Raw genomic sequence first — 22,485 nt, 5'->3', positions numbered from 1 at the left:
GGGGTCAATTATCCGTTTAGGTCCCAAAGAACCGTCCCATCTACCATCTGGCTCTCAGTGCCTGAGCGAACCTATTTGAATGCCCTTTGCATTGGGAGGGCTCCAGAAAACGGCGCCTGCCAACAGAGCTGAGCACCAAATTTCGAGCGAGGGACGGTGCAGCGATTGCGGCTGTTCCAATGCCCTCTTCCCACGATGTTCAGTTACCTGAACTGCGCTATTGGCTACGATGTGGATCAACAAGCGAAGCACGGATGGCTGAACAATCGAGGGGCGACCGGTAGGTTTGCCCAGGATCCACATTAAAGAGATGCGCCTTTCTCAAACCGTCAAGTCTCCCCAACGACTGCCGCCGTCAGACACTCACCAGCAACAGAACCCTCCATCGACCAAGAGATCCACCCCGGTGCAGAATGACGACGCATCAGAAGCGAGGAAGACCGCGGGGCCAACCATTTCGTCGACCGTCGCCATGCGTTGCATCGGCGTCTGGGCCTCGAATTCCTTGGTCTGGTGTACCATCTCCGGGCGCGTGTTCATCGGCGTTGCAGTGTAGCCCGGAGAAATGGAGTTTACCCGGATGCCACGGTCGACCCATTCCATCGCCATCGACTTCGACATGTGGATCACGCCGGCTTTCGATGCATTGTAGTGCACCTGGGTCAGGCCGCGGTTGACGATCACACCGGACATCGAGGCGATGTTGATGATCGCCCCCTTGCCGTGCCTGATCATCGCGTTCGCCTCGGCCTGGCAGGAGAAGAAGACGCCCTTCATGTTTATGTCCATGAGGGTCTGGTATTGCTCCTCGGACATTTCCTCGGCCGGGTTGGCATTGGCGATACCCGCCGCGTTCACGGCAATGCCGAGAGCTCCGAGTTCATTTTCGGTGCGCGCCACCGCTTCGTCCATCGAGGCCCGGTTGGTCACGTCGGCCGAGATCGCGATAGCCTTGCGGCCGGCGCCCTCGATCATGCTCACGGTATCGGCCAGCCCGCTGTCGGTGCGCCGGTCGAGGCAGGCAACGTCGGCACCGCACTGGGCGAGCCCCAGCGCGATGCGCTGGCCGATGCCGCTGCCGGCGCCGGTCACGAAAGCGACGCGCCCAGAAAGGTCGAAGAGCTTGGGTGCGTTCAGAGTGATGCCTGCCATCATTTCCTCCTGTAGGTGCCGCCTCTCGAGGCGCGGCTGATTGATGTCGAAACCGCTCGGGCAGCCTCACGACATGATGAGGCCGCCGTCGACGTTGATCGTCTGGCCGGTGATGTAGTCGGCGTCCCTGCTGGCGAGGAAGGCGACGAGGCCCGCCACGTCGCTGCCGGTGCCGGCCCGCTTCATCGGGATCTTTTCCTGGACCCACGAATTGATCAGCTCACCCGGCTTGTAATCGCCCAGCATCTCGCCCCAGACCTTGTCGTTGTAATCCCACATCTCGGTCACGATGATGCCGGGGCAGATTGCGTTGACGGTGATATTGTCGAGCGCCACCTCCTTGGCGAGGCTCTGGGTGATCCCGACCACACCCATCTTCGACGCGGCGTAGTGAGGCGTATAGATGAAACCGTCGCGCGCCTGGCCGGACGCCGTGTTGATCAGGCGGCCGCCCTTGCCCGAAGCACGCATCCGCCGGATCGCCTCCTGGCAGCACAGGAAGACGCCCTTGGTGTTCACGTCAAGGACGAGGTCCCATTCCTTCTCGGTCATGTCCTCGATCTTCGCAATCGTGATGACGCCGGCGTTCTGGATCGAAACGTCGACCGGTCCGAACAGTTCCTCCGCCTTGTCGTAGAGGGCCTTCACCTGATCGATCCTGGTCACGTCGCAGAGGACGGCCTCGACACGTGCGCCGGTGGCAGCCGCGAGCTTCGCAGCAGCTTCGGTGACCTGTTCCTCGATCGAGGCCATCACGATCCTCGCCCCTTCCTGGGCGAAACGCTCTGCCATAGCGTATCCAATGCCCTTGTTGCCGCCGGTGATGACAACCGTCTGGCCCTCGAAGCGTCTCATTCTGAACTCCCTTTCAAACCCGCAGGGTTTCGGGGCGATCGCCGCCCCGCCATCGGCTACACCGCCACACTGGCCCCGGCTTCATCGCGCGTTCGGCTGCCCTGGCCGCTGCGCCACCAATCCGCCAGGCTTTCCCTGGTGAGCATCTGTGATCCGGTCTCGTGTTCGTGCGGTGTCTTGTGGTTCTGGTTCATCGCGACGAGGTATTTCACCGCCCAGTATCCGATCTCCCATTGATGCTGGGCTATGACACCGGCGATGACGCCGTCTTCGATGAACTTGAGCGTCTCTTGAAGATCGTCCCACCCAACCACGGTCACCTTGCCGGTGCGCCCGGCGTTGACGACGGCGCGGGCGGCGCCGATCGGATTTGATGCATCTACCCCGACAAGCCCGACGAGGTCGGGATGGGCAGCGATTGCCTCTTCGGCGAGACGGTCGGCCTTCTCGGGGTTGTCATCATCGAAAAGCTCGGCAACGATCTCGATTTCCGGGTAGCTCGCCATCGCTTCGCGGAACCCTCGCACCCTTGCGACGTGGTTGGCGGCCGTCTCGCTGCCGGCGAGGATCGCGACCTGGCCGGCCTTGCCGATCTTGTCGGCGAGGAAATAGCCAAGTTTCCGACCATCCTCGAAATCATCCTTGTGGCCAACGAACGGAAAGGCATCGTCGCAGCGCGTGTCGAAAGTTATGAGGTTGATGCCGGCGTCGATCGCTTCATGCATCAGTGGCGTCTCGGTCGCGGGGTCGAGGCACGACACGGCAAGGCCGTCGGGCCTGCGCTCGATCTGCGCCTTGATCCGAGCATTGTGATCAGCAATGTCCGCACGCGGGGGAGAGTCCCATGTAACGCGAACGTCGATACCGGATGTCTTGAGTTCGTCCACGGCCTTGCGGGCTCCGGAGGCGACAACGTCATACCAGGGGTGCACAACCTTGGGGATGAAGACGAGCTCCAGCGTCTCATTGATCGGCTTGATCTTGTCGCCCTGATCATAGGCTCGCGCGCGACCGAGGGTGGCCAGTTCCATCACCGACACGTCGTTTGCATCCTCCCTGTCGAGGATGCCGGTCTGGCGCCCCGCCGACATGACCAGGATACGGTTCGAGACGCCCAGCACCTCTTCGAGATCCGAGCTGACCACAACCACCGCGACGCCCTGGTTCGCGAGTTCGACGATGATGTCATAGATCGAAGAACGCGCCCCGACGTCGATCCCGCGGGTGGGCTCGTCGAGAACCACAACCTGAGGGTTCTCCCGTGCAAGCCATTTGGCGATCACCACCTTTTGCTGGTTTCCGCCGGACATCTCATTGGCTTTCTGTCGCCCGACACCCTTGACCCCGAACTGCGCGATATGTTGGTCGGCAAAACCCCGCACCTGCCCGCCGGTGATCCACCCTGCTCTGGAGATGGTGTTCAGATTTGCGTAGGCGATGTTCTCGGCGATCGAATGATCAAGGACCAACCCCTGCAACTTGCGGTCTTCGGGGACAAGTACGATGCCGTTCTTGATCGCATCGCGCGGACGGCGGGGCGTAATATCGACTCCATTCAGCCGGACTTCGCCAGAGGAAATGGGATCCGCGCCCGTCATGGCGCGCACAAGTTCGGTTCGTCCAGCTCCCACGAGTCCCGCAATGCCGAGGATCTCGCCCTTCTGGACCTTGAAGTTCACATCTTCGAACGCACCGCGTGCTGACGAGAGGTTCTTTACCTCGAGCACAGTTTCCTCGCCGGGCGTCGGGACAGCCGGGAACATGCGACCCATCTTTCGGCCGACCATGGCCTCGACGATTGTGCGCACCGGCACATCGCCACGGTCGAATTCCTTCACCTTGTCGCCGTCGCGCATGACGACGATGCGGTCGGCAACCTGGCGGATTTCCTCAAGCCGGTGCGAGATGTAGATGATACCCACGCCGTCGGCCTTGAGCTTCTCGACCTGCTCGAAGAGCAGCTTTGTCTCGGCGCCGCCCAGCGCAGCTGTAGGCTCGTCAAGGATAAGCAGACGCGCGTTGAGTGTGAGCGCCTTGGCGATCTCCACAAGTTGCTGCGCGGCAGTAGCCAGCCCCTCCACCTTGCGCGTGGCCGGGAGGTCCAGGCCCAGCCGTGAGAGCTGTTCCTTCGCGCGCCTGGTCATGGTCTTGCGATCGACCCGCCCCCCCCTCATCGGCCATCGACCGACAAAGATGTTCTCAGCTATCGACAGATGCGGCAGCAACAGAAGTTCCTGGTGTATCATGCCGATGCCTGCATCGATCGCCTCCCGGGGATTGGCGGGCGCGAACTCCGCGCCCTGCCAGGTCATTGCTCCGGCCGTCGGGAGGATCGTCCCGGAGATGACGTTCGACACCGTGGATTTGCCGGCACCGTTCTCGCCAAGCAGCGCAACGACTTCCCCGGCATGAATGTCCAGATCGATACCGTGCAGGACTTCGACAGGTCCGTAGGACTTGCGAATGTTCCGCAGCGACAAGATCGGGGTTTTGCCTTCGGTCGTCATGCCTTTGCCTTTCGAGCAAGCTGCCGGCTTTCGCGGTCTTACGGGTGCTTTTCCACAAACTGTGCTGCGTTGTCGCAATCGGTCAGCACGGCGTTCGGAATCTGACGAGCCGGAACGGATGCGCCTTTCGACACTGCGATTGCAGAGTTCACTGCCAGGACGCCCATCGCCTGGGTGCTTTGTGTCGCCGTCACGACGAAGGGCGTGTCACAGCGGGCGAGCGATTCCAGCGCAGCTACGTCGCCGTCATAGCCCCCTACGACGATCTGCTCGGAGAGGCCGGCCGCCTCGACGGCTTTGGCGGCACCCATCGCGATGCCATCGGCCTGGCCGAAGATCATCTTGATGTCGGGGTGAGCCTGCAGCATGTTCTGGCCGATCGAAAAGCCTTCGTCCGGCGACCACATCTGCGTCCATTGCTGGGCGACAAGCTCGACGTCCGGGTTCTCGTCGATTGCCATCTTGCAGCCCTCGAAGCGCTGCTGCTCAGGCGTCGTTCCCTTCTGGCCGTGAATGATGACCATCTTGCCGGCCCCCCCGGCGCGCTCAATGATCGAAGAGCAGACTTCATAGGACGACATCACGTTCTCGCCGTAGATCACGGTGTCGCCCGGTTCGCCTTCCGGCTCCCGGTCCACGTTGATGACCGGGATGCCCTCGGCACGTGCGAGGCGCGTCGGGACCGCTGCAGCGGCGGCGCCGGCCGGGATGTAGATAAAGGCGTCGATGCCCTGCGTCAGCAGATCCTGCACCTGGCTGACCTGCGTATTGGTGTCACCCTTCGCGTCGACCGTAATGACTTCGATCCCGAGACTGGCTGCGTAATTCTCCACGCCCAGTTTGATCTGGTTGAAGAAATCGGCCTGGAGGTTGGGAACGGCAAGGCCGATCTTCTCGATGCCGACGCCCTGCGCCGAAGCTCCGCCAGCCACGGTCATCATGGCGGTGGCAAGAAGCGCTGATTTGATGTGCGATTTCATGAAAGTCTCCTCCTCAGTTGTTTGGTCCGTTGATGTTCAGGACCGGATTCGGTCCGAAAGCCGGACCTGTAGATTGGGGTAGGGACACAGTCCCGTTCGCTGTCAGTTCCCTCGCTGCTTGATCGTTTCCGCGGCGACGGCCAGCACGATGACCACCCCGATGATGACAGCCTGCAGGAACGGCGAGACGGAGAGCAGGTTGAGCCCGTTGCGCAGCACTCCGATGATCAACACGCCGATGATCGTGCCTCCGATGCCACCTGTGCCACCGGACAGACTGGTGCCGCCGATCACGACTGCCGCGATCGCATCGAGTTCATAAGCAATGCCGATGGTCGGCTGAACTGCATCCAGACGCGCCGCGAGAAGCACGCCCGCCAAGCCCGAGAGCGTTGCGCAGGCCGTGTAGACCAGAACCGTTGCTCGCTTGACATTGATGCCGGCAAGGCGCGCGACTTCAGAATTGCCGCCGATTGCATAGAGCGCTCGGCCGCCCTCCCTGTAGCGCTGGAACAGCAGTGCGAGCGCAAAAACCACAAGCATCACCGCGACGGACATCGTCAGAAAACCACCGTAACGGATGATCGCACCCATGTTGAACCATGGCGGAAAGCCGATGATCTGGGAGCCATTGGTGATCATGCTCGCCAGGCCGCGCGCTATAGACATCATGGCAAGCGTCGCAATGAAGGGGGGGACCTTGAACTCCGTTATCACCAGCCCCGAGATGAAACCTGCAAAGGCGGCAACGATCAGCGCGCCGGGTATCGCAACGCCCATCGGCATGCCGGCTTCTACATTGAGATAGCCAAGCACCATCATCGCCAGCGCGAGCACCGATCCAACCGAAAGGTCGATCCCCGCGATCAGAATGACGAACGTCATTCCGACTGCGATGATCCCGATGACCGTGACCTGATCGAGGATGTTCAGGAAATTCCGAAGTGAGAAGAACGAGTCTGTCGCGATCGACAGGAACGCGCAGAGAAGAATCAAGCCAATCAGCGGCCCGGTCGCCCCACCGAGGGAAATGAAATCGGAGATTCGCCTGCTTTCCTGCGGTCGGGCCGATGTCGCGCTCATTTGATCCTCCTCCACAGCATATATATTCATGTATGCTGTATTATGCCTAGTGCGTCCTGCCGCTTGTGTCAAGCGTGGCGAGCTCAATGCTCAAGTCAACGAAATCTGAACAAATCGCCGCACCGCAGAATTGTGGGGTGGCGAGCCGACTGAGCAGCGTCCTCTTGACACGCCCCATTTATGGATGTTTACTAGTTATCGAATATTTATGCACAGGTGAATCATGACATCATTCACTCCTGACGAACTTCGCGTGAAGGCAAATCAGATCCGACGCCGAGACCTGCAGGCCGTCTTTGAGGCCGGCGCTGGTCACATCGGTGGCGAGATGTCCGTTACCGACATCCTGACAGCCCTTTATTTCAGCGTGTTGAACGTCGACCCCAACAACCCGTTAGACCCGAACCGCGACCGCCTGGTGCTGTCCAAGGGTCACACAGCATGTGTGCTATATGTCACCTTGGCTGAGCGAGGTTTCATTCCGAAGGAAGAGATCGCGACCTTTCTGCAGCCTATGTCGCGTCTCAACGGCCATCCGGATCGCAACAAGGTGCCGGGCGTTGAGACCAACACTGGCCCGCTCGGCCATGGCCTGCCGGTTGCCGTTGGCATGGCCAAGGCAGCGAAGATCTCCGGCGCCGACTGGAAAACATTTGTCATCACCGGTGACGGTGAGATGCAGGAAGGGTCGAATTGGGAGGCGATCATGGCCGCCGCCCAATTTGGGCTCGACAACCTGACACTCATCATCGACCACAACCGCCTCCAGCAGGGTGCGCGGTTGGCCGACACCAACAACCTCGCTCCCATCGCGCCGCGGCTGGCAGCCTTCGGCTGGGAGGCTGTCGAGGTCGACGGGCACAACATGGATGAACTCGTTGCCGCCATGTCGCCCGAGGGCCGCACCACCGGGAAGCCCCGCGGAATCGTAGCCCACACCAACAAGGGCCAAGGCATTTCTTTCATGTCGGATAACGTCGCTTGGCACCACAAGGTGCCGAGTGCCGATCAATATGCCCAAGCCATGGCCGAACTGGAGGAGGCCGCAAAATGAACGCCCAAACCGACACACCCAAGCTCCACGATTGCCGCGACGCCTTCAGTGAGACGCTCGAGGCTCTCGCCGCCAGCGACGCGACCATAGTCGCTGTGGTGAACGATTCCGTGGGCTCCTCCAAGCTCGGTTCTTTCCGCGACAAATTCCCGGAGAGGTTGGTAAACGTCGGGATTGCAGAGCAGAACATGGTCGGCGTCGGCGCAGGCCTTGCCAACGGCGGCATGATCCCCTTCGTCACAGGCGCGGCTCCGTTTCTTACCGGTCGTGCGCTCGAGCAGATCAAGGCCGACGTCGCCTATTCTCGGACGAACGTGAAACTGGTCGGCATCTCCTCCGGTCTGGCCTATGGCAATCTTGGCGCGACGCACCATTCAATCGAGGATTTCGCCTGGATCAGGGCTCTGCCCAACATTGTCGTTGTCGCTCCCGCCGACCGGATTGAAACGGCTGCCGCCGTCAGATGGGCTGCAGGCTACGAAGGCGGCGTGTTCTTGCGTCTGAGCCGGGTTGGCGTGCCCGACCTCCTGCCCGAGGATCACGTGTTCCAACCCGGAAAAGCCGATCTCTTGCGTGACGGCACCGATATCACTCTCATCGCCAACGGCGTGCTGACCCATCGGGCGCTGGCGGCGGCCGCGCTTCTGGAGGCGAATGGCATCTCGGCACGTGTACTCAACATGACCACAGTGCGCCCGATCGATGTGGGGGCGATCACGAAGGCCGCGAAGGAAACCGGCGCGATCTTGACCTGCGAAGAACACACCGTCTTCGGCGGGCTAGGTTCGGCCGTGGCCGAGGTCGTGGTGCAGACCGCGCCTGTGCCGATGAAAATCCTCGGCGTGCCCGGCGAGTTCGCGCCCACCGGTTCCGCCAATTTCCTGCTCGATCACTACGGGATGTCCCCTGACGGTATCGCCGAAAGCGCCGACGCACTCGTCCAATCGAAATCCTGAGGCCAAACCATGACACAGCGCGTGATCCTTGCCATCGACGAAGGAACAACCAATTCCAAGGCCGCGCTCTTCGCCGAAGAAGGTTCAATCCTCGCCACCGGTTCCAGTCCGGTGCCAATCCGCCATCCTCAGTCGGGCTGGGTGGAACAGGACGCCGATGAAATCTGGGACGCGACCGTGGCGGCGATTTCTGGTTGCCTCGCCCAGCGACCTGATGTGGAGATTTCCGCCATCGGGATCTCCAACCAGCGGGAGTCGATCCTGATCTGGGACCGCGCGACCGGCACGCCACTCGGTCCCGTCGTCACCTGGCAATGCCGCCGCTCCGCCGCAGCCTGCGAGCGTCTCAAGGCCGAGGGAAAGGAACCGGAGGTGATTGCTCGTACGGGCCTTCCACTGGATCCGATGTTTCCGGCGACCAAGGTTGGGTGGCTTCTTGAACACCATGCGAAGGGGCGCGCAGCGTCGGACATTTGCGTCGGCACCATCGACAGCTGGCTGATCTGGAAGTTCACCGGTGGTGCATTGCACGCCACCGACGCATCCAACGCGGCTCGCACTCAGCTTCTCAATATCGGCGAATGCCAGTGGGACCCGGATCTCTGCGCGCTGTTCGGCGTCGCCCAGGAGATGCTTCCCAAGGTGCATGACAGCTCGCACGTGTTTGGTTCCACTTTGGGCGTTTCCGGCCTGCGAGACGGCATCCCTGTTGCCTCTGCAATCGGCGACAGCCACGCCGCCCTTTTTGGACACGGCGCCCACCACCCCGGCGACGGAAAGGTCACGTTTGGCACCGGCTCCTCGGTGATGACGACAGTACCGACCTTCGTGGTGCCCCCGAAAGGCATTACCACCACCATCGCCTGGAAATACGGCGGGCAGATCACCTATGCCTTCGAGGGCAATATCCTGGTTTCCGCATCGATCCTGCCGTGGACTGCCGAGTTGCTCGGGCTTTCGTCGGTCGACGAGTTGATGGCGCTGTCAGAGACTGTCGACACCACGCTTGGTGTGTCGCTGGTGCCGGCACACGTTGGCCTTGGCTCACCGCATTGGGACAGTGAGGCACGGGGGCTCATCTCCGGCCTGAGCTTCGGCGCCGGTCGGCCCCACATTGCCCGCGCCGCCGCAGAGAGCATCGCCTTCCAGGTCAACGATGTATTCGAGATCGTCCGCGCCAACGCCGGCCAGGAAATCGGTCGCCTGTTCGTCGACGGCGGTCCGAGCCGCAACAAGGTGCTGATGCAGATGGTCGCCGACATTCTCAACCATTCGGTGATCACCAGCGAAAGCACGGATGCTTCTGCCCGTGGTGCTGCCTATCTTGCCGGCCTCGCCGTTGGGCACTGGCCGGATCTCGAAACGGTGGCCGGCCTCGAACCACACGACGCCCCTCTCGAGCCAGCAATGAGTCCGGCAGTCCGCGACGCAGCGGTCGCAACGTGGACTACAGCAATCAAGCGCTCGACAATGCCTACATGAGCGCATATTTATTCAGCTGGATTTGCCCAGCAGGACGGAGTGTCTCTTGTCGAGGACCAACGAACTCAGGCTGATGGCGCGAGTTGCCCAGATGTATTACATCGAGAGGCAGCGGCAGGCTGACATCGCCGCGCATCTCCGCATGTCGCAGGCCACGGTTTCGCGCATGCTCAAAAAGGCCAAGGAAGAGGAAATCGTACGCACCACTGTGGTCTCACCGCAGGGGACATACGCGGCGCTCGAAGATCAACTGCGCAAGCGCTTCAATCTGCCCGAAGCCATCGTCGCCGAATGCAGCGAGGAGCGCGATGGAGCAATCATGGCCCGCATTGGAGAGGCCGCTGCACACTTTCTTGAGGCGACCCTGCAATCTGATGAGATCATAGGGGTTTCCAGTTGGTCTGAGACCATTCTTAAGATGGTCGACAATGTTCACCCATTGAAAGCCACCAAGGCCAAGTATGTCGTCCAGACCCTTGGAGGGATGGGCGACCCCAGCGTGCAGACGCAAGCCACGCAACTCATCACCCGCCTGGCCAAGCTCACTGGGGCCGAGGCGCGGCCGCTCTCTGCGCCGGGTGTCGCGCAATCCCGCGAAGCAAAGCTTGTGATGGTGTCCGACCCCTACGTGCGCGAGACAATGGACCTATTCGGCCGGATCACCCTTGCGGTTATTGGCATCGGTGCGGTCGAACCCTCGAGAATGCTGGCGCGCTCGGGCAACGTTTTTTCCTCGAAAGAGCTTTCGGAGGAGGCAGAGGCAGGCGCTGTCGGGGACATGAGCCTTCGGTTCTTCGATATCGACGGGAAGCCGGTCTTGACCCCGCTTGATGATCGGGTCATCGGCATGCGGCTTGACGAGCTGGCGAAAGTCGACCGGGTTTTGGCGCTTGCCGGCGGACCTGCCAAGGTCGCCGCAATTCGAGGTGCCCTCAACACCGGCGTAATCGACGTTCTGGTGACCGACAAGTTCACCGCCCGCCGGCTTCTGGAATGCGTTGGCGTTGAAACCAGCTCATTTGCCGACGAAGCCTGAACGGTCTCGCTTCGCCCTGCGGCAAACTCCAGAACGTGGACGAAAATCAACCCACTTCTCAGATGTGGATCGGTATCACAGTTTTGGGCCAATCCTGCTTCGGTGGAAAATAGTCGCCCAGATCCAACGCTTGATCGACCCGCGCCCCTTGCAGTTCGGTGGCCGGTCCGTCGCTCGGAAACTTGACGCCGAACGCCTTTGCGGCCCAATTTCAACCAACCCGAAAGGCCGCATGACGACCGGACCAGAAACGGGGTGAAGTCCCACCGACCATGCATTGGCATCCAAGCCGGACCATCCATTGGGGCAGCTCAACCGAGTGTACTTGTAACCTGATCCGTCGCGACAAGGCGCGCGCCGAGTGTGTGGCGTTTGATCGTCGCCAGGCCGAGTTGGACCGCCCCTTTGCCGCGCCCGAAGATCGCTACAAGCCCCTGGCCGCAGCCCAGGCGATCGCCCGGAAATGGACCTGCCTCCATGCCGACCCGCGTTCAAGAGGTGGCCTCGCTGCGTCTCGAAGAGACCGTTCGTTACATCCGCGACCGGTGGTGCGAGGTGCAGGCCGTGACTGACATCACTGGCCGGTTCGTAGCCGTCGATCAGATCGACGCACGCGGTGTCATGTCGAGATCCGTGCCGGCCGGCTTTGGCGTGGAATGGCATTTCTTCGGCTGCGAGCGTCATTCCATGTATTGGCGGCGATTTCCGGATGGCGACATCGGAATTGGCACAATCCTCCACGATCATTTTGGATCAAATGGATAGCTCCCGGTCGTTCGGCGTGACGCGATGGCCGGGGTCATTGGCCGTACACCTCGGCAAACCTTTCAACCGTCTGAAGCGTTGTGGGCCTGATACTCGTTTTCTGACCTCTCTCCGGATTTCTAGGAGCTCATCAACAAGGAACTGCCGTTGACAGATGGTTGGCGAGCACCAGAGTCAGGGTGGTCCAGTTAGGAGACGGCTCATGTATCGAGGCTTGGCTGTTGCACTTGCGCTGACCTTTTCACCCGTGGAGGCGCTCGATCTTCGGATGACGAACAGTTACTTCCTCAACAGACCCGCCAGCCTCGATTACGATCCGACATTTTGCGGCCTCTGGATCGCCAACGAGGGTCCGGAAGCGATCCTGGTTACGCTCGATGGGGAAGAACTGAGGCGAGTTGGGTCCGCGCTGCGAAGGATAAAGGCCATCTCTGTCGAGGGCGATGACCTCATCGTCGCCGATGGCATGGGGGCGTTCCAGCGCATCGGAAAAGATGGTGTTCCCCTCGGCGCCCCATTCCAGATCGAGACTGGATGGGCCGACACCGAGGGAATTGCCATCGATGATGATGGCAGTCTCATCACCGTGGAAGACGATCCTGAATACCTGAGCTGGCTCACGCCGGACGGGCACATCCTGCGGCGCATCGATACGATGACCCTGAACCCTCCCCTTAGCGAAGCCCAGGGGATCGCTCGCGATCCGCGCACAGGGCACCTGTTGATCGTGGACGATCTCGAAGGCACGAACAGCCTTTACGAATTCGACAAGGATGGAAACCTGCTGGCGACGGCCTCGTTGCACGAATTCGGTCTGGACCCCGAAGGCATTGCGATCAGACCCGGCTCGAACCAGCTGTTCGTCGCATTCGATGCAGGTGCCAGGATCGTCAGTTTCGAGTATACGCCAACGCTGCCTGACGACGCAAAGCCGCTGCCGCCGGGTGCAGATTGCATGATGTTCTGAAACGCCCGGAAGAGTGCGGGTCGCCGCATGCAGCTGATTTTTCTCGATGATCTCTCGCCATCCGGACCGGATATTTAGCGCTCAGAGGCGCTCTTCCGTGCGGCGGGTCACGTGTCACAATGCAAGTTGATGGTCCTTGAGAAAGCTCGCAGCGATTGGCAGGGGTAACCGTTTGCTCAAGGCAACATAAGATCGCCCTAGACGATCTCCAGATTATCGACGAGACCAAGGGGCGTATCGATGCCCTCGAGTGTGAAGACGTTCTCGCCGAACGTGAACACGGTGTCGCCGTCTGCAACTTCGGAAAACCTGCGGATAACCTGCGCACTTGTCAGGTCGTTGCTCCACATCGCGTCGTCAAGCCGGATGATGTCCAGACCCAGCTCGAAATCGAGAACCACGTCCTGACCGAAATCCCCCGCGAAGACAAAGGTGTCGGCATGCTCGCCACCGATCAACCTGTCATTGCCGGCATGACCGTTCAGGATGTCGTCTCCCTCGCCGCCCACCAGTCGGTCATTTCCTCGCTCGCCCCGCAACCGGTCATTGCCACCACCGCCGAAAATCTTGTCCCAGCCATTGCCGCCCAGTATGACATCCGCGCCATCCTGACCTCTCAGTTCATCGTCTGAACCGAGGCCGGACAGGCGGTCACGCCCTGGTCCTCCCTCAATGAGGTTTGAGCTGCGATTGCCTTCGAGCGTGTCGCCCACGTCCGAGCCCCGGAGGTTTTCGATGCCGTCCAGAAGGTCCACCTGATGCTCGCTCACGGTCTGGAAATCGTGGTTTCGCAAGCTCACGGTTATCGTCTGGCCGCCGGAATAATCCGCCATGTCCAGGCCTGTCTCACCGAACAGCCGATTGGTCCCGAAACCGCCGTGGAGCGTGTCGTTTCCATCGCCGCCTTTCAGCACGTCTCTTCCACCACCACCGAAGAGCCTGTCCGCACCATTGCCGCCCAGAAGGGTATCCGAGCCATCCTGGCCCCTGAGTTCATCGTTTGCACCGAGGCCGGAAAGCTGATCCGGTCCGGCTCCACCAACAAGAAGGTTTGAGTCACGATTTCCCTCGAGCGAGTCGGAGCCATCCGTGCCGCGGATGTTTTCGATACTGTCGAGGAAATCTACCCGGATCCCGTTCACTCTTTGGAGCTCATGAATTCGCAGGCTCACGATGACTTCCTGGCCGCCGGAGTAATCTGCGGTATCCAGCCCGTCTTCGCCGAAGATCCGATTGATCCCGCGACCGCCGTGGAGGGTGTCGTCCCCCTCGCCACCAACGAGAGTGTCATTGCCCTGGCCACCGAACACCCGGTCCGCTCCAATTCCTCCGGTAAGGAAATCCGCGCCGTTCTGGCCTCTGAGTTCATCATTGGATCCGAGGCCGGAAAGCTGATCCTGTCGGTCTCCGCCAACGAGGAGGTTCGGTAGGCGATTGCCTTCGAGCGTGTCAGCGCCGTCTGTGCCGCGGATGTTCTCGATGCCGACAAGGAGATCCACCTGATCCTCGTTGACCTGTTGAAACTCCCTGTTCCGCAGACTTACCGAAACGCTTGGGCCGCCGGAATAGTCCGCCATATCCACACCATCCTCGCCGACGACCCGATTTGTCCCGCGGCCGCCATTGAGAATGTCATTCCCGTCCCCGCCGATGAGAGTGTCGTTGCCATATTTTCCAATGAGAACGTCGTCGCCCGTCATCCCATACAAGACATTGCCGGATCTGCTCCCAATGAGCTCATTTGCTTCGGCGTTACCAATCAACCCGCCCCTTGCGTACCATTCGATTTCGGCGCGCTCGACATGATCAGGGACTGTGAACTCCCCTTTTGTGCCGACAAAGATCTTGTCGAGTCCGCCATCGGGTTGCTCGATCACGGAGCCCTCTGAGCTCATGTAGTAGATGTCGTCGCCGCCGTGATCTCGAACCATGGCATCGCCCACCACAACGAAAGTCTCGTCGCCTGCCGACCCGTCAACGGAGTTGCCCTTGGATACAATTCGCACATCGAGCGCCTGTGCCTCGAACTTCAGCGTTGCACGCATCGCGCCAAGAAGTTCTCGATACTCGAGATCTTCCGACACGTCCCTGCCGAAGACCTGACCATCATCTAGGGGGAACAGTTCTTCTTCACCAGAGAGATAGAGGTTATAGCGCGCGTCCTCCGTACGGAGCGACAGGTTCCCGTAGAACGAGGTGATCACGCCATGGCGTTCGAACTCCACTCCCAGATCCGCCAATTGCAGCGAGAGATCAATGCCGTCGCCGTCATTCGGCGCTGGAATCCCTGCGAGCCCCGTCAAAGTTGGCCAAATATCGAGCGTGCTGACCGGTGTCGAGACTCGCGTGCCCGGAAGCCCCACGTCTGGGTCGACCACGACGAAGGGCATGGCCGCGGCCTCTTCAAAGAGGGTCATCTTGCCCCAAAGTTCGCGATCTCCGAGATGATAGCCGTGATCCGACCAAAGAATGACAGTGGTGTTTTGCCAATGTCCGCCATTTGACATTGCTTTGAGGATCTTGCCGATCTGTGCGTCGGCAAAGCTGACCGCGGCGAGATATCCCTGAATGAGGTCCCGCCAGATTTCGAGGTCGCCCTGCGTGAAGGTATCGTGTCGGTCAGAGCCAGGCCGCATGACAAACTGGAAGTACTCAGGAAGATCCGCGTACGGATCACCTACGTCGATGGGGGGCGTGATCGCATCCCGATCGTACATATCATAGTATTTTTTCGGCACGTCCCAAATCTGGTGGGGTTTCATGATCCCGGCCGACAGAAAAAAGGGCCGTTCTGATGGAGCATCTCTGAGGAGGGAAGCAGCCCATTCCCCGGTAAGGTAATCAAATGTCTGGGATTCCGGTACCGGTGAGTCACCCAGTGTCTCGACCAACGGTCCAGCCATGCAGACATATCCGCCCGTGTATTCAGCAAGATCCAGAATTGGGTTTAGGTAGTCTTGGTAAGCCGCACCGTTCTGGCCGTGAAACAACTTGCCTCGTGCCGCAGTATGCCAACCAGCCTCGTGCGCCTGGCCGATCAAAGTTTGTTCCGCAGGAATAACATCCCTGGTCTGCGGACCCCAGTTGACGTGCACACCAGTTTCGAAAGGGCTCTGTCCGGTCAGAACCGCGGTGCGAGATGGAACGCAAAGAGCGACGGTAGTGGACGCATTTTCGAAAGTCACCCCGCGCCGCATCAGTTCGTCGATTGCCGGTGTCAGGATCGGAACGCCGAATGCATCCCTGTAGCGAACGACATCCAGCATGTCGTCAATCGTGATCAACAGGATGTTCTTGGCATCTCTCGGGGCAGGCATCTCATCTTCCCCAGCGTCAATAACCTGAGTTTTAGATGAGCCATTCTCCGAGGGCCATGATCTCGATCATTGCTTGCTGTCGCCCGAATGCGATCCGCGCGATTATTGGCACGTGTTGCCTGGCGATCAGAGCGTTTCGCGACATTGGTTTTGGGGAGCAATCGAAACGACGAAGGCACAGCTTGAATACTGGTCGCCATGGTGCGACCGGAAAGGCGGGCAGGGGCGGGGGCTCGAAAGAGTGCAAAGCCCGCCAGCGGCCGCAATGATCCAGAAACGAGATCCGCACCGTAGATTGACGTCAACCGTTTCGACCAAGGTAAAGCCGGCTCGACGGGTCTCTCGGAAGGCGGATATTACGGCGCGGCTGACAACGGCAGAAGTGCGCAGGTCTTATCCGGTCTTTGCTGTGACACTGCTCCCGGTACGATCGCGCAGCGCGTTTGATTACCGCACAGCCGGCCGCGCAGGGCCATCGACGATCATGACCGGACACCCGCGCGAACAGCGCTCGACCCGGCTGTCGATGCCGTAGAGCCGGGCGATCAAATCGGGTGTCAGGACCTCCAGCGTCAGGCCTGTGGCGAGAATGCGCCCCTCGGCCAGCGCCATGACCGTCGTGCAGGCACGCATCACCTGATTGAGGTCGTGCAGCGCCAGAACCATTACTGCGCCCGTTTCGCGTGCGTAATTTTGCAGGGCGTCGAGGACCTCGTACTGGCGGTACAGATCCAGCGCCGAGGTCGGCTCGTCCATGAGAACGACCTTGGGGCGAGTGACGAGCGTCTGTGCGATGCCGACAGCCTGCCGCTGGCCACCGGACAGCTCCGGCAATTGCCGGTCAGCCAGATCTCCCAGGCCAAAATGGTGCAGAACATCGTCTACCGATGCCAGTTCCGAAGCTGACAGGCGCCAGCCGCCCCCACCTTGCTTCAGGGCGAGGATGATGGACTCGTAGACGGTCAAGGCAGCGCTCATCGCGGTGTCCTGCGGCATATACCGCAAGTCCGTTTCGTTGGCGTCGGACAGGCGAACGGCGCCTGCTCCGGGCAGTTGCCCTGCAATCCGGCGGAACAGCGTCGACTTTCCTGCGGCGTTCGCGCCGAGCAGAGCGGTTAGCGCGCCGCCCTCTATCTCGGGCGTCGAGGCGTCACTCAGGATCTGGCGGTGGCCATAGCGCGCGCTCACCTTTTCAAGCGCGAGGCTTACCATGATTTGCGTCCTTTCGTCAGGATCAGGGCGGCGAAGAAGGGAACGCCAACCAGTGCCGTGATGATGCCGATAGGCAGGACCGCGCCAGGCAGGATGGCCTTGGACAGGACCGAGGTCGCCGACAGGATCACGGCGCCGCACAACATCGCGCCAGGCAGGAAGAACCTCTGATCTTCTCCCAGCAGCAGTCTTGCAACGTGGGGGCCGACGATTCCTATGAAGCCGATGGTGCCGACGAAGCTGACCGGCACTGCAGCCAGGAGTGAGACGAGGAACAGCGCCTCGAGCCGCAGGCGTTTCACCGGCACACCCATTGCCGCGGCGCGGGTCTCTCCCAGCCGGATTGCGGTCAGCGCCCATGCGCGGCGAGCAAACAGCGGTGTGCAGATCAACAGGATCCCTGCGGTTACGGCGACCTTGGCCCAGGTTGCCTTGGTCAGGCTGCCCATGGTCCAGAAAACCACCGCCGATAAGGCTTGTTCGGAGGCAAAGTATTGCAGCAAGGCCAAAGCGGCATTGAAGCTGAAGACCAGCGCGATGCCCAGCAGGACGATGGTCTCTACCGTCACCCCGCGCAGCGTCGACAGGCCAAAGATCAAGAGCGACGCCGCCATTGCCATCGCAAAGGCGTTGATCGGCACCATAAGTGCGACGGCCGCCGGAAACAGAGCCACGCCCAGGACCATGGCTAGCGCCGCGCCGAAGCTGGCGGCAGCAGACAGGCCCAACGTAAAGGGGCTGGCCAGCGGGTTGGCGAGGATCGTCTGCATTTGCGCACCAGCCAAAGACAGGCTCGCGCCGACCGTGATCGCCAAGAGCGCCATAGGCATCCGGATTTCCCAGATCACCACCCGCATCTGAATATCCGAAGAACTGGGCGCGAAGATCGTCCGCATCACATCCCACAACGGGTAACGCGCGGGCCCAAGCGATACATCGACGGCCAGTGACAAGACGAGCAGCAGCGCCAGGCCAGTCAGGATCACAATTCGCCGGGCGACAAGCCCGCGATAGCGGACGGCGTGGGTGGGGGTGTCGGTCGTAACGGCAGCCATGGGTCCTCCGGAAGTTAGGGGCGGCACATGGGCCGCCCCATCAAATCAGCTGGCGGACGCGTCCAGCGAGACCCAGTAGCCCGGTTGGTAGTCGACCGGCAGGAAGCGGTCGTGCAATTCCAGCAGCGTCGCCTCGGGGTCGAGGTCCGGGAAGAGGTCCGGGTGCAACCATGTCGCCAGCCGCTGTACAGCAACGAAGCTGTAGGGGTTGTTGTAGAACTGGTGCCAGATCGCGTGGATCTGCCCGTTTTCAACGGCCTTCACGCCGGTAAAGCCCGGGCGTTCCATCAACGCGGCCAACTTGGCCTTGGCCTTGGCCTCATCCGATCCCGGCCCGACGCCGATCCATGCGCCGCCGGGGACATACGCCTCCCAGTTGCCGCCCGTCACCACGATCTGGTCGGGATCGCTGGCGATCACCTGTTCGGCATTGATCGTGCCGAAGGTGCCGGGAATGAATGGACTGGCCATGTTCTCGCCCCCGGCCAGTTCGACGAAGGTGCCGAAGTTTCCATTGCCGAAGGACATGCAGCAGTCTTCGGAATAGCCGCCAGCCCGCTCGACGAAGACCAGGGGGCGCTCGAGGTTCTCCTGCGCTTCGATCACGTCTGTCACACGGGCGATTTGTGCCTCGTAGAAGGCGTTGAATTCAGCGGCGCGCGCGTCCTCACCAAACAGCTTTCCGATGATCTGCATCGACTGCGCGGTGTGCTCGAACGGTTGCTCGCGGAAGTCCACATAGACGATCGGAATACCGACCTTGGCCAGCTTTTCCTCGTAGCCGGCCTCATCCGTCGCGGCCTTGGCTTCGAGGTTCAGGATCATCACGTCGGGATCCAGGGCAACCGCCTGCTCGATGTCGAAGGTGCCGTCCTTGAATCCGCCAAAGGTCGGGATATCGACCAGGTCCGGGAAGCGCTCGACATACTGAGCATAGCTTTCGGGCGATGCTTGCCGAAAATCGTCGCGCCAGCCGACGACCCGTTGGAACGGGTCCTCGCCATCCAGTACCGCGGCAAAGAAGATCTGCCGCCCTTCGCCAAGGATCACGCGGTCGGCCGGGCCCTCCAGCGTGATTTCACGCCCTGCAATGTCGGTCAGGGTGATCGGATCGGCCAGCGCCAGCGTCGGCAAAAGGGCAAGCGCCGTTGCGCCAAGCATCCGTGTCGGGGTCATGTTCGCATCCTCGATTTCCGTAAACTGCCCTTGGCATGATTAATCTGATTAATTTAGTCAAGATTTAAGTTGACTAAAGAAGTCAACTTAATCAGACCTGCGAGAAGCGACCGCAGAGAGCCCCATGACCGCCCCGAGACCGACAAACCGAGACATCCGTGACGAGATCCGTGACTACTGGTCCGACCGCGCGGCCAGCTTTGACGCTGATCCGGGACACAGGATCGCCGACGGCGCGGAAATGGCGGCGTGGACGGCCTTGTTCCAAAAACACCTCGGGGCGGCGCGCGGCCGCAAGTTGCTGGATCTGGCCTCCGGCACCGGGGAAATCGCGCGTCTTTGCAATCAGATGGGGTTCGACGTGACTGGGCTGGACTGGGCCGAACCGATGCTGGCGCGCGCCCGGAACAAGCTGCCCGATGTGACCTTTGTACAAGCCGATGCCGAGCGCACCATGCTGCCGTCCGACAGCATGGACGTCATCGTGACAAGGCACCTTGTCTGGACGCTGGTCGATCCGGCAGCGGCCTTTGTCGAGTGGCGCCGGGTTTTGGCGCCGGGCGGGATGCTGCTGTTGATCGACGGGGATTTCGTCACGCCAAGCTGGCTGGTGCGGCTGTTGGGAGTACGCTCGAGCACCGGCCAAGGCACCGCCGCGCGCCACCAACGCATTCTAGGTCAGGTGTATTTTGCACAGGGCACGCGGGCCAACCGGGTTGCCGAGCTGCTGGCTGAAGCCGGGTTCGTCGACATTCGCATCGATACAAGGCTTGGGCGCATTCACCGTGCCCAGGCGCGCGAGATGGGATGGCGCAAGTCGCTGCTTCGCCTTTCGGAGCATAGATATGCGATCCGGGCCTCGAAGCATGTCGCGACACGGTCCGGAGCCTGACCGTTCCGAAGTCTGGCCATGCGAGAACGAGCTGCCGTCAGACCCTCGCTGCGGATGTGACACATGTCGGCTCTTGGCCGAAGACGTCGAGCTCGTCGGCATCGGCTTTCTCGTCAGAAAATACCGCCTTCCGCGCATTCCTGCCACGGGCCCAATGTGGGCGATGTTCGGTTTGCGCTGTCGATCGGGTTACCGTTTGTTTTGTCGGGTGCTCCCGTGCCCCTTTCGCGGGGTCGCTCTTCAACCCAAGTGTGTTAGCATCAACAGATTGCAGCAATCAGGGAGGATGCCCAATGTCGGAAGCCACTCCGAAAGATGGGTGGAAGCAATCTGGCGTACGCGTGATCAAGGCATACAGCCTGGACGGAAACACGCCTCAAACTCCGGGAATGAACCGTGCCGCCGCGATCAATTTTGCGCGCGTGGGGGCGCAGAAGATCTGGGCGGGAACAGTCGACGTGCAGCCCAATGCCAAGACCGGAGCCCATCATCATGGTCACCTCGAAAGCGTGATCTATGTCGTTCGGGGAAAGGCTCGAATGCGCTGGGGGGAGCGGCTCGAATTCACCGCCGAAGCAGATCCGGGTGATTTCATCTACGTGCCGCCCTACGTGCCCCATCAGGAGATCAATGCCTCTCCCGACGAACCTCTGGAGTGCGTTCTGGTTCGGTCGGACCAAGAACCTGTGGTGGTCAACCTCGACATCGAGCCAGCCGAAGCAGTCGAAGAAGTCCTATGGGTCGACCCTAACCACCCTGCATGACCCACCAACCGTGACGACCTCGACAGCAGCGAACTGCGATCGCGGACTTTGGGTTGATTTCAGCCCGAGTCCGCTCCGCGGAACACCGGCCCTCCCTCAATCAGTCGCACAAAGCGATCCCGGAGTTCCTTGGGTGACGATCCGGCATGACGTGATACTACCAAACAGGAAGAAGCAGACATCAAACCTAAGGAAAATCCTTACGATTCAAGATTTTGTCGAAGTGCTTTGATAGTTGCCAGACTCAGCGGCCGCAGATCTTCCTGGTCTGGTCCCTGATCTGCCGGTTCTTGTTGCCATCCGACATGTCCCCGTCGTTCGCTATGGAGTAGATCAATGTCGCGTCGGAGCGTGTCATCTTCGATATGCACGCATCAGAAGCCCCATTGCTGCGCATCAAGCTGATTGCGTTCTTCTCCATGCTCGAAAGGGCGTTTGCACCGGTGGCGACGAATAGCGCAGCAAAAAGCAGTACGATCTGTTTCATAGCCAATCCTTTGATATGCCGCATCTTGCAGCAGGCCACTTATACGTACTTAAGGTCGGCGCGTGGATTTCCAACCGACTTGTATCAGGCGGGAAAGACGAAGCAGCGATCCCGGCGCAAGGTAAGCCGGAGTGGCGGGCCGGACTTGGGCAGAAAGACCGCCGGAACGGTGGCCTTCAGGATTGTTCCGTCATGGTCCATGCGAAACTCGACGAGGCTCTCACACCCCCACGAACCGTCACCGCCCGACGATGCCACGCGCTGCGGCGCCATCGCTTTCGGTCGGGTTCGGACCGCGCCCCTGGCGATCGAAATCGATCCGCAGGTGCTGCGGCCGGATAACGATCTCCAATGGCGCGTCATCGGCATGGCCATGAGTCAGCAATTGCCCGAAAGGCGTTAGGACTCGACGCGGTCATCTGAGCGTTTTCATCAGATGTCCTCGAAGTCGGCCAAGGGGTCTTCGGGCTGCACAGCGGCAGCGGTCATTCGGGTTGCTCGGCAAGTCTGCATTCTCGGTGCAAACAGATTTCTCCTCCTTACGTCATGCCTTTCCTTGACGAGGGTCAACGCCGCATGGATCGAAAGATGATAGAGAGCCCGATGGGAGAGTTCTTGCGCCGCTCCGGGGAGGGAAAGTGCGCGGAGCGCGTGGGAGGTCAGCCGCAACGCAACATTGAAGGAGTGGGGCAAATGCCGGAGTCTGCAGCCACCAGCCACAATACGGTACGGGAGGTCGTTGCTG

19 protein-coding genes and 1 pseudogene are annotated in these 22,485 nt (G+C 60.7%); 8 read left to right on the top strand and 12 right to left on the bottom strand.

Features of this window, described 5'->3' with window-relative positions; all coding sequences use genetic code 11:
• Positions 1–363: 363 nt before the first annotated feature.
• From CHB86_RS22115 to CHB86_RS22095, 5 genes are all read right to left on the bottom strand, one after another.
• The gene (locus tag CHB86_RS22115) at positions 364–1,152 is read right to left on the bottom strand and encodes an SDR family oxidoreductase (protein ID WP_089235339.1); all 789 of its coding nucleotides are present in this window, start codon (positions 1,150–1,152) and stop codon (positions 364–366) included.
• Between the two features lie 66 nt (positions 1,153–1,218).
• Entirely contained in the window at positions 1,219–2,007 is a 789-nt protein-coding gene (locus CHB86_RS22110) for an SDR family NAD(P)-dependent oxidoreductase (protein ID WP_089235299.1), read from the bottom strand.
• Positions 2,008–2,063: 56 nt separating this feature from the next.
• The gene (locus CHB86_RS24770) at positions 2,064–4,514 is read right to left on the bottom strand and encodes an ATP-binding cassette domain-containing protein (protein ID WP_176442978.1); all 2,451 of its coding nucleotides are present in this window, start codon (positions 4,512–4,514) and stop codon (positions 2,064–2,066) included.
• A gap of 38 nt (positions 4,515–4,552) precedes the next feature.
• The gene (locus CHB86_RS22100) at positions 4,553–5,494 is read right to left on the bottom strand and encodes a substrate-binding domain-containing protein (protein WP_089235298.1); all 942 of its coding nucleotides are present in this window, start codon (positions 5,492–5,494) and stop codon (positions 4,553–4,555) included.
• Positions 5,495–5,596: 102 nt separating this feature from the next.
• The gene (locus CHB86_RS22095) at positions 5,597–6,577 is read right to left on the bottom strand and encodes an ABC transporter permease (protein WP_089235297.1); all 981 of its coding nucleotides are present in this window, start codon (positions 6,575–6,577) and stop codon (positions 5,597–5,599) included.
• A 223-nt stretch (positions 6,578–6,800) separates the two neighbouring features.
• Here CHB86_RS22095 and CHB86_RS22090 point away from each other — a divergent pair, with 223 nt between their 5' ends.
• The 6 genes from CHB86_RS22090 (at position 6,801) to CHB86_RS22060 (ending at position 12,837) form a co-directional block, all read left to right on the top strand.
• Positions 6,801–7,631, top strand: coding sequence for a transketolase (locus tag CHB86_RS22090; protein WP_089235296.1), 831 nt, complete (start codon positions 6,801–6,803; stop codon positions 7,629–7,631).
• Positions 7,628–8,587: a transketolase family protein gene (locus CHB86_RS22085; RefSeq protein ID WP_089235295.1), complete on the top strand. Its 960-nt coding sequence runs from the start codon at positions 7,628–7,630 to the stop codon at positions 8,585–8,587. The genes CHB86_RS22090 and CHB86_RS22085 overlap by 4 nt, the downstream gene beginning before the upstream one ends.
• Positions 8,588–8,596: 9 nt before the next feature.
• On the top strand, positions 8,597–10,069 hold the full coding sequence (locus tag CHB86_RS22080; protein ID WP_089235294.1) for an FGGY family carbohydrate kinase: 1,473 nt from the start codon (positions 8,597–8,599) through the stop codon (positions 10,067–10,069).
• A gap of 91 nt (positions 10,070–10,160) precedes the next feature.
• Positions 10,161–11,105 (top strand): sugar-binding transcriptional regulator, encoded by a 945-nt coding sequence (locus CHB86_RS22075; protein ID WP_245838283.1) that lies wholly within the window; start codon positions 10,161–10,163, stop codon positions 11,103–11,105.
• Positions 11,106–11,582: 477 nt separating this feature from the next.
• Positions 11,583–11,870 (top strand): plasmid stabilization protein, encoded by a 288-nt coding sequence (locus CHB86_RS22065; RefSeq protein WP_089235292.1) that lies wholly within the window; start codon positions 11,583–11,585, stop codon positions 11,868–11,870.
• A 202-nt stretch (positions 11,871–12,072) separates the two neighbouring features.
• Positions 12,073–12,837 (top strand): NHL repeat-containing protein, encoded by a 765-nt coding sequence (locus CHB86_RS22060; RefSeq protein WP_089235291.1) that lies wholly within the window; start codon positions 12,073–12,075, stop codon positions 12,835–12,837.
• A 197-nt stretch (positions 12,838–13,034) separates the two neighbouring features.
• Here CHB86_RS22060 and CHB86_RS22055 read toward each other — a convergent pair whose 3' ends face one another.
• From CHB86_RS22055 to CHB86_RS22040, 4 genes are all read right to left on the bottom strand, one after another.
• Positions 13,035–16,154: a sulfatase-like hydrolase/transferase gene (locus CHB86_RS22055; protein ID WP_089235290.1), complete on the bottom strand. Its 3,120-nt coding sequence runs from the start codon at positions 16,152–16,154 to the stop codon at positions 13,035–13,037.
• A 447-nt stretch (positions 16,155–16,601) separates the two neighbouring features.
• A complete protein-coding gene (locus tag CHB86_RS22050; RefSeq protein WP_089235289.1) occupies positions 16,602–17,366 on the bottom strand; it encodes an ABC transporter ATP-binding protein in 765 nt (254 codons plus the stop codon).
• A complete protein-coding gene (locus CHB86_RS22045) occupies positions 17,360–18,421 on the bottom strand; it encodes a FecCD family ABC transporter permease (RefSeq protein WP_089235288.1) in 1,062 nt (353 codons plus the stop codon). The genes CHB86_RS22050 and CHB86_RS22045 overlap by 7 nt, the downstream gene beginning before the upstream one ends.
• Positions 18,422–18,466: 45 nt before the next feature.
• Positions 18,467–19,597, bottom strand: a complete 1,131-nt coding sequence (locus CHB86_RS22040; protein ID WP_089235287.1) for an ABC transporter substrate-binding protein — start codon at positions 19,595–19,597, stop codon at positions 18,467–18,469.
• Between the two features lie 124 nt (positions 19,598–19,721).
• Here CHB86_RS22040 and CHB86_RS22035 point away from each other — a divergent pair, with 124 nt between their 5' ends.
• Entirely contained in the window at positions 19,722–20,489 is a 768-nt protein-coding gene (locus tag CHB86_RS22035; protein WP_089235286.1) for a class I SAM-dependent methyltransferase, read from the top strand.
• 293 nt (positions 20,490–20,782) lie between these two features.
• Positions 20,783–21,253, top strand: a complete 471-nt coding sequence (locus CHB86_RS22030) for a cupin domain-containing protein (protein WP_089235285.1) — start codon at positions 20,783–20,785, stop codon at positions 21,251–21,253.
• 244 nt (positions 21,254–21,497) lie between these two features.
• On the opposite strand, the gene CHB86_RS22025 is transcribed toward CHB86_RS22030, so the two are convergent.
• The 3 genes and pseudogenes from CHB86_RS22025 to CHB86_RS24955 all read right to left on the bottom strand — a co-directional run.
• A complete protein-coding gene (locus CHB86_RS22025; RefSeq protein WP_089235284.1) occupies positions 21,498–21,740 on the bottom strand; it encodes a hypothetical protein in 243 nt (80 codons plus the stop codon).
• 84 nt (positions 21,741–21,824) lie between these two features.
• Positions 21,825–22,140, bottom strand: a pseudogene (locus CHB86_RS25140) (Fe3+/spermidine/putrescine ABC transporter ATP-binding protein); the annotation flags it as partial.
• Between the two features lie 32 nt (positions 22,141–22,172).
• Positions 22,173–22,485: hypothetical protein (locus tag CHB86_RS24955; RefSeq protein WP_217898360.1), on the bottom strand; the 313-nt coding region annotated here is incomplete at its 5' end.

Origin of the sequence: Tropicimonas sediminicola (assembly GCF_900188335.1) — a bacterium.
GTDB classification, from domain to species: domain Bacteria; phylum Pseudomonadota; class Alphaproteobacteria; order Rhodobacterales; family Rhodobacteraceae; genus Tropicimonas; species Tropicimonas sediminicola.
Note: the sequence above shows the minus strand (reverse complement) of the source record. Positions and strands in the feature narration are given on the sequence as shown.